Raw genomic sequence first — 14581 nt, forward strand, 5'->3', positions numbered from 1 at the left:
TTCTATAAGAATCATTAGATTAATCAATACGAATACGTGGATCAACAGCCATAAGAATCAAGTCTGACAGTAATGTTCCTATTAGAGCTAAGAAACCATAAAATAAGACAAGAACGAAAATAACGCTGTAATCTCGTGTATTGATTGATTGGAGGAATAAATATCCCATCCCACGGTACGTAAAAATTTGTTCGATAAAAATCGATCCTGTAAATAAACTAACAATTGTATATCCAAATCCAGAAGCAATTGGCAGTGATGCATTTCTAAATATATGTCTGGTATAAACTTTTTGAATTGGAACACCTTTAGAACGTGCCGTTTTGACATAATCAGAAACTTTTGCATCAATGATTTCACTTCTCAAATATTGAATAATCGAAGTCGTCCCCAACATAGCAGTTGTAATCGCAGGAAGTAGGACGTGGTACATTTGGCTCTTCCATATTTCCCATGGAGTAGTTGCACTGATACTTACACTACCACGAGCTGGGAACCAATTTAAGTTGTAACCGAAAATCCAAACCATAAGTAAAGCTAATACAAAAATTGGAACAGCAAAACTGACGAAGTTATAAACTAAGATTGTTTTATCTAAAACAGACTCATTGTAACGACCAGCTACTATGCCAAGTGGCAAGCCAACTGCGTAAGTTAATATCACAGAAAGCAGCGATAGTCTTACAGTATTACCTAGTCGTCCAGCAATAACTGCTGTTACAGGTTGTTGATAATTAAAACTACGTCCAAAATCACCTTGAAAAGCATTTGTCATCCATCTGATATATTTAACTGGAAGCGGATCATTTAATCCGTAAGATTCTCTCATTGCTTCGAGTTGCGCGGGGTCTAAATTAGGATCAATTAATCCAGTAAACGGATCTCCCGGCATAAAATCAGCAATGATAAAAATCAAAATACTTAAAATAAGGATTTGAGGGATCATTAAAAGTAAACGTCTAATAATTGTTTTCCACATTTTTAACTTTCCCCTCCCATTTTAAGATTTTCATTTTTTAAAGATTCATTTGGTTCTTCCGGTTTTAAAGCTACGTGATGATCAGTATCAAATGGTTGAAGATCATAGACACGTCCTTTTGGATCGTAATATTCGGTTTCTTGCGCATCATATGATGCTTCGACACGTTGTCTCTCGACTTTGTGCGCTTTACGAGTTGTCGGATCCATATCTGGTATTGCCGATAACAGACGTTTAGTATATATATGTTGCGGATTACTATAGATAGCCTTTTTAGAACCTTGTTCCACGAATCGCCCTCTATGCATGATAGCTATGTCATCTGACATATGTTGCACAACACCCAAATCATGCGAGATGAAGAGATAACTTAATCCGAATTCTTTCTGAATACGTTTCATAAAGTTAAGAACTTGCGCTTGTACAGATAAATCAAGTGCAGAGGTTGGTTCATCAGCAATAATCAGTTTAGGATCACTTGCTACTGCTCGAGCGACACCAATCCTCTGTCTTTGTCCACCAGAAAACTCATGTGGGTATTTATACATAGCCTCAGGATTCATACCAACAATTTCAAGCAAGTCTGCGACTTTCTTTTTAATTTCTTGAGGTGTGTAATCAAAATAATTGTGCATTGGCTCAGCCATAACATCAAGGATACGTTTTTTAGGGTTCATAGATGATGTTGCATCTTGAAAAATCATTTGAACGTCCTTGTTGTAATTAGCGTATTTCTCTTTCCTGCTTCGAGCTTTATTGGTAACTTTTTGACCTTCATATAGTATTTCTCCAGATGTTGCTTTTTCTAATCCAATAATTGTTTTACCAATCGTTGTTTTCCCAGATCCAGATTCGCCAACCAATCCATATGTTTTTCCACTCTCGATCGATAAATTAATACCATCGACGGCTTTAACATAATCTTGAATTGTATTTAAGACTCCTCCACGAATCGGATAATGAACTTTTAAATCTCTAACCTCTAAGAAAGCCATTTTATTTTTCCTCCCCTTCAAAGTGGAAGTGTTTCCAGCATGTGCATCTCACTTTGTGGTTAGGACTAATTTCATGTAAAACTGGATTTTCTTCATGTGCTTCTTCTGAAATCCACGGAATACGTGGAGCAAAACGGCACCCTTTTCTTGGTAAATGTTGTAATGATGGAACAGTCCCATGTATAACATGAAGTTCATCATCATCATCATCAAGTTCATGTGGAATCGAATTTAACAATGAACGAGTATAAGGATGTTTAGGATTGGCAAACAATTCCTCTACTGATGCTTCTTCAACAATTTGTCCTGCATACATTACAGCTACTCTATCTGCTGTTTCTGCAACAACACCCAAGTCGTGTGTGATTAAAATAATCCCAGATCCTGTTTCATCTTGAATATCCACCATCAAGTCCAATATTTGAGCCTGAATTGTAACATCTAATGCTGTCGTTGGTTCATCAGCAATAATAACTGGTGGTTTGTTAGCTAAAGCTATCGCAATAACTACCCTTTGTCTCATTCCACCCGACAATTCATGTGGATAATTTTTCATGATATATTCAGGTCTAGGAATTCCGACTTGATTGAGTAATTCTAAAACTCGATCTTTTCTCTGTTGATCGTTTAAATCAGAATGATATTCTAATGATTCAGAAATCTGATTAAAAATGGTCATCAATGGATTTAATGAACCCAATGGATCTTGGAAAATCATTCCAATATCATTTCCTCTAATACGGTTATACAACTTTTCATTTAAATCGAGTAAATTTAAATCTTTATAAATTACTTCACCTTTGATTTGAGTATTTTTTGGATCGTGTAATCCCATAATAGATGTAGCCAGAGTTGATTTTCCACATCCGGATTCACCAACAATTGCTAAAATTTCATTGTTTTCTAATGTTAATGAAACATCATCTACTGCGTTATGATATACATCACCAAAACGAAACCCAGTTTCCAAGTTGTTGATCTCTAACAAACTACGTTCGATGGCCACTACTTTACCTCCTATGCTATCCTTCTTTAAAAATAATTTATAACTTTTCTAAAGAAGATTATTAAACTTTCATCTGTTTCTAATCAAAAGCTTAATAATATAAACAGAATTATACACTGTATTTCTTAATATATCAATGCTTTTTTTTCATATTATAACAATTGGTTAAAATTTAAAGCTTTAAATTATCATCTTCTTCTAATTATATTATAATAATCAAATTTCTTCAACTATCATTTTTTTATAGATTTGAATATATGTAATCTACCGCTTTTCCAACTGTTGTAATTTGTTCAGCATCTTCATCCGAAATTTCTCTGCTAAACGTATCTTCCATTTCCATAACGAGTTCCACAACATCTAATGAGTCTGCTCCGAGATCATCTTTAAAGGACGTTTCTCTTGTAATCTTATCTTCGTCGACACCCAATCTTTCGACTATGATTGCTTGAACTTTGTCAAAAACTTCTTGTTCTGTCAATTTTAATCGCTCCTTTAATATTAATAGTCATCTGTTATGTTTTTATAATAATATTATTACCAAATTATCATTTGATTCACAAATTTAATTGTATCGTATTCTTTTTGTAATTTCCATCTTTTTGAGCAAAAATCTTATTTGAACATTATTTTTTTGTCATACCTATTGCCATTCACTCGTTTTTTTCAAAATATTCGATCAATTCTTCAAGCAATTGTGATTGTAACATCTCTCTAATTTGACGAATAGTATGATAAACAGGTTCTTCAGTTGCAGATCCATGTGTTTTTATCACTGGAGCTTTTAATCCAAATAATACAGCTCCACCATACTTAGAATAATCCAATAAATCTTTCATACTTTTCAAGCTATCTTTGAGTAATAGCCCTCCTACTTTTGCTTTTATCCCATTGTTATAAATAGAGTCCTTCAAAACGCTCATCATTGACATTGCTGTCCCTTCAATCGTTTTCAAGACGGCATTACCTGTAAAGCCATCTGTTACTACGACATCTGCTACACCATTCAATAGCTCTCTTGCCTCAACATTGCCGATAAAATTGATCGATTTGTTCTCTTTAAGTAGTTGGTAAGCATCTTTTGTAAGAATATTCCCTTTATTTTCTTCCGTACCATTATTTAATAACCCTACTGTTGGGGAATCGATTCCATGAACGTGCTTGGCATACTGCGACCCCAAAGTAGCATATTGGTTGATATTAATTGGTTTGGAGTCGGCATTGGCTCCAACATCTATAACATGGAATAATAATCTCTTGTCGGAAAGAGAAGGGAACGTTGCAAGTAATCCTGGTCGATCGACGCCTTTCATTCTTCCTATCAATAATGTCCCAGCCGCCAGCAAGGCCCCTGTGTTTCCAGCAGAAAATAAGGCATGATTTTCACCATTCTTCACTGAAACTGCTGCTTTAACCATTGATGCTTCTTTTTTTGTTCTTACTGATCGAACAGGATCATCTTCGCTTAATATCTTTTCATCGGTATGCACAATTTCAATATTTGTTAAACTTGCATCCAATTCTTGACGAATGAGGTCTTCTTTACCATATAAAACTAGTGTGACATCACTAAATTCACGGGCCGCTTTGACACACCCTTTGACAATTTCTCCTGGAGCATTGTCGCCACCCATAGCATCTACAGCTATTCTCATTTTTTTGTCCTCCTCTGTATCTATACTAATCTAAAATCATTTCACTATTTGAATGAATCCCTAAACTTTCTCTCAGGAATTTGTACTCTTCATGCGCATAAAATTCTGTGGATTGAATTAAATTTTGCGCCACGGCTCTAGCTTCTTCCAATATGTCAAAATCTTCAACTATATCAGCTACTTTAAATTCTGGGAGTCCTGATTGTTTTTTTCCAAAAACGTCTCCCGGTCCACGCATTTCTAGGTCTCTTTGGCTCAAAACAAATCCGTCTGACGTTTCAGTTATGATCTGCATACGCTCTGCTCCTTTTTCGCCTTTAGGATCTGCAATAAGGATACAATACGATTCCTGGTCTCCTCGACCCACTCTTCCTCTTAATTGATGGAGCTGCGCTAAACCAAAACGATCAGCATCATGAATAATCATTAATGTGGCATTAGGCACGTTTACGCCCACTTCAATAACTGTCGTCGAGACTAAGACTTGAATCTCATTTTTTTGAAAAGCTTCCATAGTCGTCTCTTTTTCAGATGGGTTCAATCTACCGTGGAGAAGTCCTACTGTATATCGATCACCTAAAATTTCTTTATATGTTTGGTAGAGTGCTGTCACATTCTCCAGATCCAACATCTCTGATTCTTCGATCAAAGGACTTATTATATACACTTGATTCCCTTTGGCTAATTCCTTTTTCAAGAAGCTTGTCATCCTATCGAAATGTTTAGGCCTGATCCAATAGGTTGATATAGGTTTTCGGCCTATTGGCATTTCGTCAATGATTGAAACATCCATCTCCCCATACGCTGTGATAGAGAGCGTCCGGGGGATAGGAGTCGCTGTCATGAATAAAACATCTGGATTAAAACCTTTTTCTCTTAACGTTTTTCTCTGATTCACTCCAAATCGATGCTGTTCATCTGTAATGACTAAACCCAGTGACTGAAACTCAACGTCATCTTGAATAAGCGCATGTGTACCTATTATACAATCAAGTTCTCCGGTTTTTAATTCTTCCAATATCATTTCTCGCTTTTTTCGTTTAGTTGACCCAGTTAATAAAGCTACTTTGATCTCTGTTTTCTCAAACATTTCATCTAAAGACTGTTTATGCTGCGTAGCTAAGATTTCAGTTGGCGCCATTAATGCAGACTGCTTGCCTGCAGTTTTGGCCGCTAAAATAGCTGAAGCTGCTACCACAGTTTTGCCACTCCCCACATCCCCCTGAAGAAGCCTAAACATTTGACCTGGAATTTTCAAGTCTTTACATACTTCGTTCACTACTCTTTTTTGAGCTTGTGTTAACTCGTAGGGTAGGGAATCAAAAAACAACTTTAATTGTGCCACATCATAGTCAATGGTTGAACCATTTTGCGCTAGTTTTGTCTGTTTTTTCATCCAGGCCATTTTTAATTGATAAATGAAAAACTCTCTAAAGATCACAGAGTGCCGTGCTTCTTCTAATTCTGTACCATCATTTGGAAAATGCATGCGGTATATCATATCTTTGCGCGACAATAAATGGTGGTTATCAAGTATCACCTGAGGCAAATCCTCAGGTAACACTTCATGGTATAACTTCCAAGCCGCATCAATTAAATTGAATATCGTTGATTGTCTGATTTTTTTGGAAGAATGGTAAATAGCTTCTCTGTTATTTGACAGATCAGTTGATAGGATCTTCATTCCACTTAATTGTTTTCTAACGCCGTCCCATTTCCCAAACACTTTGATCTCTTTACCCGCTTCAACCTGCTTTTTTAGATAGGGTTGATTAAAGAAAGTGACAGAGACAATGACATGGTCACAATTCATTCGAAACGTTAACCGATTTCTTTTTCTTCCAAAATGAGAAACAACACCGTCAGATATCGCCACGCCTTCAAGCACGACCTTTTCATTGTCTTCAATATCTTCTATTGATTTCACTGTTAAATCTTCAAACCGAAAAGGATAATAGGTCAATAAATCAATAATAGAATGAATCCCTAACTCATTCAGAGCTTCGACTCTTTTTTCCCCTACACCTTTTAATACGGCCACCGAATCTAGAATAGACAGTGTCATGGTCTCCTCCTTTCTGTTTAAAATAAAGAAGAATAGAGGAAACAACAGAATAATAAGTCGTTTCTCTATTCCTCTCCTTTTATTCTACGGAAATTAAATAAGGGTATACAGGTTGTCCACCTTGATGTATTTCTATTTCGATATCAGGATAATTCTGTTCCATGAATTCGGCTAATTTATCCGTCTCTTCTACAGAACCATCTTCACCGATAAACACTGTCACGATTTCACTTTCGTCATCCAGCATAGCTTTAATCGTTTCTAACGTGACATTAAAGAGCTCGGGAGCAGTTACTTTGATATCTCCGTCAATAATACCCATATAGTCATCTTTTTTGATGGTTAAACCATTTAACTCAGTATTTCTTACAGCGAAGGTCACTTGACCAGACTTAACTAATTCTATTTCATCAGTCATAGCTTCACTATTTGCTTCAAGATCTTGAGTAGGGTTATAACCTAGCATTGCCGTTAAGCCTTGCTGAATCGTTCGGGTCGGCACTACTGCAGCTTCGGCAGCGATGACTTTAGTTGCCTGCTCAGCAGCCATAAATATGTTTTTGTTGTTTGGCAAGACAATATATTGTTTTGCTGGAACACTTTCCATCGCTTTCACAATATCTTCAGTGCTTGGATTCATCGTTTGACCGCCCTGTAAAACACAATCAACACCCAAACTTTCAAACAATTCCTTGAGTCCTTCTCCTGCAGCAATAGCAACAACAGCAAAGTCTTTTTCTTCAACTTTTTTAGCTTTATCTTCGGACAATGCAGAATGCTGTTCGCGCATATTATCCACTTTGATTTTCATCAATGATCCAAATTTTTGACCATAATTCATAACTTCACCAGGTCGTTCTGTATGAACATGAACTTTAATGATCTCTTCATCAGCAACAACAAGTAAGGAATCGCCTAGCTCATTTAAATAATTACGAAACTCGTCATAATCAAATTCTTTTTCAACTGTTTCGCCTTCTCCAATATGCACCATTATTTCAGTACAATAGCCATAAGTAATATCCTGAGTGTTCACGGATTCGTGGACGCCACTTCTGTGATGCTCAGCTCGAACCATTTCTTCCAAGTTATGGTTTTCTTCCTCAACAGGCGCTTCTCCTGTCAATGAAGATAAAAACCCTTCATAAATATAAACGAGGCCTTGACCACCACTGTCGACAACACCCACCTCTTTTAAGATAGGTAACAAGTCAGGGGTTTTTTTGAGTGAACGTTTGGCAGCATTTAACACTGTTTCCATTAATTCTATAATATCATCAGTTTCTTCTGCTTTTTTCAAACCAGCTTTAGCCGATTGTCTGGCCACTGTTAAAATCGTGCCTTCGACAGGCTTCATTACTGCGTTGTAAGCTGTTTCTACACCGCCTTGAAAAGCTTGAGCGAGATCTGCTGCATTAACTTCATCTTTTCCTTCTAAGGCCTTTGCAAAGCCTCTAAACAATTGAGACAAAATAACGCCTGAGTTCCCTCTCGCACCCATCAGTAGTCCTTTAGCTAACGCTTGGGTAATTTCTCCCATTTTTTCGCTAGAAGACTCTTTTACTGCATTGGACCCACTAGTGAAAGAAAGATTCATATTTGTCCCTGTGTCTCCATCTGGTACAGGAAAGACATTCAAGGAGTTAACGTAATCTGTATGTTCTTCCAAGCGCTGTCTGCCAACAGTCACCATTTCTCTAAACTTTTTCGCTTTTAAACTATTTACATCCACTTTTCCATTATCCTCCTTTGTCACTTAAAAAACGTGACGTTGGCTTACAAATCTTTTTTAACTCTGACGCCTTGGACAAACACATTTACAGAGCTAGCTTTTATCCCTAGGTCGTGTTCAAGTTGGTATCCAACTCTTTCTTGTACATTCTTAGATACTTCAGTAATCTTTGTTCCATAGCTTACAATAATATATACATCAACGGCTATATCTTTGTCTTCTTGTCTTACAATAACACCTTTAGAGTAATTATCTCTATTTAATATTTCATTGATCCCGTCGCGTACTTGATTACGACTTGCCATCCCAACTATACCAAATATTTCAGTTGCAGCACCACCGACTACTGTAGAAATCACATCACTGGACATTTCTATCTTTCCATAATCTGTACTCATTTGAATGCTCATACCTCAATCTCCTTTCAATTAGCAAAAATAATTATCTGTCATTTTTTCCTTTGATATTCAAACATATTTTAGCATATTGTACGCAATAAAAAAAGACGGCGTAACATCTTATCTTTATGCTCATTAACATCTGGAACTAAAAGCTTTGATTTTTATTACACTTCATCAGTATACACTGTAATACAATACTTTTATAGGGAGTTTTACTGTTTATCGCCGAAAGATACCGATTTCATCTTTCTGGTTCATGTTCTGTAAAGGTAAATCACTTGCTTCTTTTTCAAAAAACACTTGCTTCATCCTCTCAAATATGCTATTTTATATAAGTATGAGTTAGCTTTTATTAGTTAAAGCTAAGCACGAAGGAGGAGAAAAAATGGCTAAAGTATGTTTTGTAACTGGACGTAAAGCTAGAAGCGGAAATAATGTTTCTCACGCTAATAACAAATCTAAACGTACCTTCAGTGCGAATTTGCAAAAAGTTCGTATCATGGTTGATGGTAAACCTAAAAAAGTTTGGGTTTCAGCTCGCGCTTTAAAATCAGGTAAAGTTGAACGCGTTTAAAAACGATAAAAGAACGGATATCAATTAAGAGGTTTTAATCTCTTATCGATATCCGTTCTTTTTGTTTATCTCCACTTTGAATAACCGCTAAAATTCCTTTTTCAAAAGAAAAACGACATTCTTCTTTTAAAAATTCGTTGCTTACCAACGCTACTGGATAGTGATAGGATTTGTTATCCAAGGGATATTTTACTTTCTTTAAAGTCAGCTTTTCTATAGCGGTCATGCCTACGAAAGAAAGATACGTCTTTGACTCTTCTTTCACTATAGTGTAATCGCCTGGATGATAAAAATTTATTGTATTTGTTTCATTAATAAGTTTGATCGAACCGATCCTATCAATAAAGCGCGGCTGATAAACCATATACAGTATGCTCAATAAATGATCTAGTCTTCCACCTGACCAATTGTACACCGAAATTTGACTGACCGTTTCGTCTTTAACTGCCAAACTCAAAGCAATCTCTGCATCTGTGTCATCTTTATCAGCATCGTGCTCGATATAAGAATCGGCAGATGCTTTCAAATTAGCTTTTTCTTCAGTCGATATAGAATCAAAATCCCCCACAGCCGTGGTCACAGTTATGCCTCTAGATAAACATTCGATAGCACCTCTGTCAACGCCTATCACAATATCTTCTGTCCGGGGAGATGGGAATACTGCATTATCTGTGGGCGCTCCAAGGACAATGTGTGCGGTCTTAGTCACTATCTCTCACCGCATGCTTTAATGCTTCAATGCGTTCTTTAGGATTGGATGAATCAAACACATAAGATCCCGCAACACAAACCTCAGCACCGGCTTCAGCACAAGCTTTTATTGTGGTCGGGTTGATTCCACCATCTACTTCAATTAGAAAGTCAAAACCTTTTTCTTTTTTCCATTTATCCAACATTTTTATTTTATTAAGTGTTTCAGGAATAAACGATTGACCGCCATATCCTGGATTTACGGTCATAACTAGCACCATATCTACCATATGAATAATATCCTCTAAAAGACTGACAGGTGTAGCTGGATTTAGAACGATACCTGCTTTGACGTCAAAACTTCTGATTAATTGTAGAGCGCGATGTACATGGGGTGTACTCTCCAAATGAACAGAGATATAATCCGCTCCTGCCTCGGCAAATTCTTGAATATAGTAATCAGGATTTTCTACCATTAGATGACAATCAATGGGCAAATGTGTATGTGGTCGAATGGCTTTGACTACAATAGATCCAAAAGTTAAATTTGGAACAAAGTGACCATCCATTGAATCGACATGGATCCAATCCGCCCCACCTTCTTGAGCTTTGATGATATCTTCTTTTAAATTAGCAAAATCAGCACTTAATATCGAAGGTGCAATTTTCATTATTTTTCCCCTTTCTTTCCATAACGTGGTTTTCTGTTTTTAATTTCTTCTAGTAAGGATAAATAGTTTTTGTATCTGTACTCTGTTATCTCGCCATTTTTGACTGCTTCTTTAACAGCACAATTCGGCTCATTAAGATGAATGCAGCTACTGAAGCGACACTTTTTACCTTCTTCCCACATTTCGGGAAAGCATTCACTTAATTCCTGTTCAGTTATTTCATCAAATTGGATTGCACTGAAACCCGGCGTGTCTGCTATGAGGCTTCCCATTACAGAAATAAGTTCTACGTGCCGTGTGGTATGTTTCCCTCTTCCAAGTGATTTAGAAGTAATTGCCGTCTTAATATTTAATTCCGGATCGATCTTATTTAATAATGTGGATTTACCCGCACCAGATTGTCCTATGAAGACAACGGTTTTATCCTCTACATAAGACTGCAAGCTCGCTTTAACATCGTTGGCTTCCATTTCTTTTTTATGCTCAGGTAAAATAACTGTGTACCCTATTTTTCTATAGTCTTCACACATTACTTTAGTTTGAATATAATCCGCTTCGGTAGCGATATCTGTTTTGGTCACATAAATAAGAGGGACAATATCTCTGTATTCTAATGACACGAGAAACCGGTCTAGTAAGGACGAAGAAAAATCAGGGCTATTGATAGACATGACGACGATACCTAAATCAACATTTGACACGGCAGGTCTATCCAACTCGTTTTTCCTCGGAAAAATATTTTCCAAACTTCCTTCTTTCTCCGTACCGTAGCTAAATTCAACATAATCCCCAACTAAAGGCGTGATTTTTTTCTTGCGAAAGATGCCCCGTGCACGTGTCTGATAAATTGTTCCTTCAGCCGTTTTAATATAGTAAAAACCACTTAAAGCTTTAATGATCTGACCTTTATTCAAGCCGTTTCATCCTCTCTAATCATCTAGTCATTTGGAGAAATATCTGATTCTTCCATAATAACTTCTCCGTTTCGTACAACGCGATAACTCGCTTTGTTCCCCTCTTCAATACTAAAAGAAATAACTTCTGAAGTATCTTCATGGATATCAAACTCACGGTAAACGTCATCAAACGAGTTTTCAGCATCATTTACATATATTTCAATTATATTTGGTTCACTTTCTGCCTCTTCTGGTTCAGGTTCAGGTTCGCCTTCTTCATCTGCAGACTTTTCTTCATCTATAGGCTCTTCTTCATCCGTTTCAGCATCGGTTTCAGCATCATCTTGGGTATCGACATATTCAATAATTATTTCTTTAAAGAATGATACAAATTCTGGTTCTTCTGGTCCTGTAGAGAAGACAACAGAAATACGTGATCCGTTGTATACGACCGATCCCGGTTCGGGAGACTGACTTGCGACTTGCCCTTCGGGAATCGTCCCGTGAGGTTCACGCGTTATCGTTACAGATAGATTATAATCATCGGCGTATCTTTCCACACCTTCTGGAGAATACCCCGTTAGATTAATTAAATTGTGCCCTGCTGGCCCTTCGCTTACAGTTAATACAATAGTTGTATCGCTGGGAATAACTTCTTCCCCTGGTTCAATGCTTTGAGAAACAATATGTCCCTCTGGTACAGCATCGTCGTTCTCATCTTCTCTTTCTACAGTAAAACCTAACTCTGTCAATTCAGCTCGGACATCTTCGTACACTTTTTCTTCATAGCTATCGATTGTTACGGGTGTTTTACCGAGACTAATATATAAATTTACTGCACCAGCTTCTCTTAAAACAGAGTTTGCGTTAGGGTTCGTTCGTATAATTAGACCTGTCCCAATTTCTTCATGATTCTGTTCAATCGTTTCCCCTAAACTCAGGTTGAGATTCACTAATTCACTTTCTGCTTCTTCAATCGTCATTCCTTGAAGATCAGGCACCTGTACTTCTTTAGGCTGGGTCAAGATGAAAAACAAAATACCCATTACTGACACAATAAGAACGGCAATAATCATCAACAGTATTTTTTTCCGTTTGCTCGATTTAGCCGATTCTGATCGGTTAGTATTATTTTTTGAATTTCCATTCTTTTCCTTAGCTGTAGATGATGGATTTTCAGATGCTTCAGGTGTTGCTATGGGTGTGATCACTCGCGTTTTATCATCAACAATATCTGCAGGAACGAATTTATCTTCATCAGCTCGACTTGGTAAAAGAGCTTTTTTTAAATCCTCTTTCATTTGATATACCGATTGATAGCGATGTATCGGGTCTTTTGCAGTTGCTTTTAAAACGACATTTTCCAGCGCTTGAGGCAACGAGGAATCTTTTTCTCTAAGCGAAGGCATTTCATTCTGGAAATGTTTAAGGGCAATAGATACAGCCGATTCTCCGTCAAAAGGAACATCTCCTGTGAGCAGTTCATATAACAATATACCAAGCGAATAGATATCCGACTGTTTAGTGGCCATACTACCTCTAGCCTGTTCTGGCGAGATATAATGCACAGAACCTAGAAGCGAATTTGTTTGTGTAATTGAGTTTTCAGACAAAGCTACAGCTATACCAAAATCAGTAATTTTAACTGTTTCGTCGTGGTCAATTAAAACATTTTGAGGTTTAAGATCTCTGTGAATGATATTGTGTCTGTGTGCATATTCCACAGCTTCTAGGATTTGGTTCATGATTTTCACGGTTTTTTTATATGGAATGGGTTTATGCTCTTTAATGTATTCCTTTAAATCATAGCCTTCAACGTATTCCATCACAATATAAGGCGTTTCATCTTCTCCAACATCGACCACATCAACTATATTTGCATGGAGTAACTCTGTTGTAGATAACGCTTCTCTTTTAAACCTCCGGATACTAGCCTCATCCTCGTGGAAATTGTAAGCCATCAGCTTGACAGCGACTTGACGTTCCAGGATTAGATCTTCCGCTAAAAAAACTTTAGCCATCCCGCCTGAACCTATTTCTCTAATAAGTTTATAGCGATTACTTATTCTTTCACCGACTTTCATCTATTTACCCTCCTTTCCTTCACTATTCGCATTAAAGTTGTTATCCATTAAACAAACCGTAATATTATCTGTGGATCCATTCCGTAACGCGTTCTCGATCAGTATATTGCCTCTGTCATTTATGGAACGCTTGCTTGTTAAAATACTACTTATCAAATCGTTTTCCACTCCGTTTGAAAGTCCATCTGAACACAACATGAGAATCGAATCATCGGCTTTTTCAAAAACGAAAAAGTCAATTTCAACTTTATTGAAAACACCTAACGAACGTGTCAATGTGTGTCGTTGACGGTGATTTTTTGCTTCCTCTTCCGAAATTTCACCTTTAAGTCTCAGCTCGTTCGCGAATGTATGATCTTCAGTGAGCAATGTCAATTCTTTCCGACTAAAGTGATACGCTCGACTATCTCCAACGTTACCAACGATAATTTCATTATTTATATAAGCAGCCGCGACAATGGTCGTTCCCATTCCGTCTAAGTCATTGTATGACTTAGCTACTCTATATATTCTTTGATTTTCTAAATTTATATGCTGATCGAGCCACTTTATTGCTTCGTCACTGTCCCTAAAAGATGTTTCTAACCAGTGGTTACCTATTTGTAGAACGGCCATTTCACTTGCAATATCGCCCGCTTTATGACCACCCATGCCATCGCATAAAACAGCTATCAGTTGGTTTTCTTTATTTAAAAATGTCTCAACGTAATCTTGATTACTTGAACGCTTACCAATAAGTGTCTTCTTAAAAATATCCAGTTTTACTCACTCCTGCTTAACTATTATTAATAACTACTATGTAAAGGTGAAAACGAAAGACATTCCATCATCCG

Annotated in this window: 14 protein-coding genes; 1 reads left to right on the top strand and 13 read right to left on the bottom strand. The window is 37.0% G+C overall.

What is annotated here, in order from left to right; all coding sequences use genetic code 11:
- Positions 1-19 precede the first annotated feature (19 nt).
- From ACO1PF_RS01150 to ACO1PF_RS01185, 8 genes are all read right to left on the bottom strand, one after another.
- Positions 20-979, bottom strand: a complete 960-nt coding sequence (locus tag ACO1PF_RS01150; protein ID WP_423189550.1) for an ABC transporter permease — start codon at positions 977-979, stop codon at positions 20-22.
- Between the two features lie 2 nt (positions 980-981).
- Complete coding sequence (locus ACO1PF_RS01155) at positions 982-1974, bottom strand: ATP-binding cassette domain-containing protein (protein WP_423189551.1); 993 nt, start codon at positions 1972-1974, stop codon at positions 982-984.
- 1 nt (position 1975) lies between these two features.
- Positions 1976-2980 (bottom strand): ABC transporter ATP-binding protein, encoded by a 1005-nt coding sequence (locus tag ACO1PF_RS01160; RefSeq protein ID WP_423189552.1) that lies wholly within the window; start codon positions 2978-2980, stop codon positions 1976-1978.
- Between the two features lie 241 nt (positions 2981-3221).
- A complete protein-coding gene (acpP, locus tag ACO1PF_RS01165; RefSeq protein ID WP_423189553.1) occupies positions 3222-3461 on the bottom strand; it encodes an acyl carrier protein in 240 nt (79 codons plus the stop codon).
- Positions 3462-3633: 172 nt separating this feature from the next.
- Entirely contained in the window at positions 3634-4635 is a 1002-nt protein-coding gene (gene plsX / locus ACO1PF_RS01170; protein WP_423189554.1) for a phosphate acyltransferase PlsX, read from the bottom strand.
- A gap of 25 nt (positions 4636-4660) precedes the next feature.
- On the bottom strand, positions 4661-6694 hold the full coding sequence (gene recG, locus ACO1PF_RS01175; RefSeq protein ID WP_423190477.1) for an ATP-dependent DNA helicase RecG: 2034 nt from the start codon (positions 6692-6694) through the stop codon (positions 4661-4663).
- A gap of 85 nt (positions 6695-6779) precedes the next feature.
- Entirely contained in the window at positions 6780-8432 is a 1653-nt protein-coding gene (locus tag ACO1PF_RS01180; RefSeq protein WP_423189555.1) for a DAK2 domain-containing protein, read from the bottom strand.
- A gap of 44 nt (positions 8433-8476) precedes the next feature.
- Positions 8477-8842, bottom strand: a complete 366-nt coding sequence (locus ACO1PF_RS01185) for an Asp23/Gls24 family envelope stress response protein (protein WP_423189556.1) — start codon at positions 8840-8842, stop codon at positions 8477-8479.
- 376 nt (positions 8843-9218) lie between these two features.
- Between ACO1PF_RS01185 and rpmB the strand changes: the two genes are divergently transcribed.
- A complete protein-coding gene (gene rpmB, locus ACO1PF_RS01190) occupies positions 9219-9407 on the top strand; it encodes a 50S ribosomal protein L28 (RefSeq protein ID WP_071849359.1) in 189 nt (62 codons plus the stop codon).
- A 34-nt stretch (positions 9408-9441) separates the two neighbouring features.
- Here the strand turns inward: rpmB and ACO1PF_RS01195 are convergent, their stop codons facing one another.
- From ACO1PF_RS01195 to ACO1PF_RS01215, 5 genes are read right to left on the bottom strand one after another with little or no spacing between them, the layout of a single operon-like run.
- Positions 9442-10116 (bottom strand): thiamine diphosphokinase, encoded by a 675-nt coding sequence (locus tag ACO1PF_RS01195; RefSeq protein ID WP_423189557.1) that lies wholly within the window; start codon positions 10114-10116, stop codon positions 9442-9444.
- Positions 10109-10768 (bottom strand): ribulose-phosphate 3-epimerase, encoded by a 660-nt coding sequence (gene rpe / locus ACO1PF_RS01200; protein WP_423189558.1) that lies wholly within the window; start codon positions 10766-10768, stop codon positions 10109-10111. The genes ACO1PF_RS01195 and rpe overlap by 8 nt, the downstream gene beginning before the upstream one ends.
- Entirely contained in the window at positions 10768-11682 is a 915-nt protein-coding gene (gene rsgA, locus ACO1PF_RS01205; RefSeq protein ID WP_423189559.1) for a ribosome small subunit-dependent GTPase A, read from the bottom strand. The genes rpe and rsgA overlap by 1 nt, the downstream gene beginning before the upstream one ends.
- A 23-nt stretch (positions 11683-11705) precedes the next feature.
- The gene (pknB, locus tag ACO1PF_RS01210; protein ID WP_423189560.1) at positions 11706-13748 is read right to left on the bottom strand and encodes a Stk1 family PASTA domain-containing Ser/Thr kinase; all 2043 of its coding nucleotides are present in this window, start codon (positions 13746-13748) and stop codon (positions 11706-11708) included.
- Positions 13749-14507: a Stp1/IreP family PP2C-type Ser/Thr phosphatase gene (locus ACO1PF_RS01215; protein ID WP_423190478.1), complete on the bottom strand. Its 759-nt coding sequence runs from the start codon at positions 14505-14507 to the stop codon at positions 13749-13751.
- Positions 14508-14581 lie beyond the last annotated feature (74 nt).

Origin of the sequence: Alkalibacterium sp. f15, assembly GCF_049389645.1 — a bacterium.
Taxonomy (GTDB): Bacteria; Bacillota; Bacilli; order Lactobacillales; family Carnobacteriaceae_A; genus Alkalibacterium.

Coding starts and splice junctions, on each gene's coding strand:
- ACO1PF_RS01150 (WP_423189550.1), bottom strand. CDS start 979: ATGTGGAAAACAATTATTAGACGTTTACTTTTAATGATCCCTCAAATC.
- ACO1PF_RS01155 (WP_423189551.1), bottom strand. CDS start 1,974: ATGGCTTTCTTAGAGGTTAGAGATTTAAAAGTTCATTATCCGATTCGT.
- plsX (WP_423189554.1), bottom strand. CDS start 4,635: ATGAGAATAGCTGTAGATGCTATGGGTGGCGACAATGCTCCAGGAGAA.
- ACO1PF_RS01185 (WP_423189556.1), bottom strand. CDS start 8,842: ATGAGCATTCAAATGAGTACAGATTATGGAAAGATAGAAATGTCCAGT.
- rpmB (WP_071849359.1), top strand. CDS start 9,219: ATGGCTAAAGTATGTTTTGTAACTGGACGTAAAGCTAGAAGCGGAAAT.
- rpe (WP_423189558.1), bottom strand. CDS start 10,768: ATGAAAATTGCACCTTCGATATTAAGTGCTGATTTTGCTAATTTAAAA.
- pknB (WP_423189560.1), bottom strand. CDS start 13,748: ATGAAAGTCGGTGAAAGAATAAGTAATCGCTATAAACTTATTAGAGAA.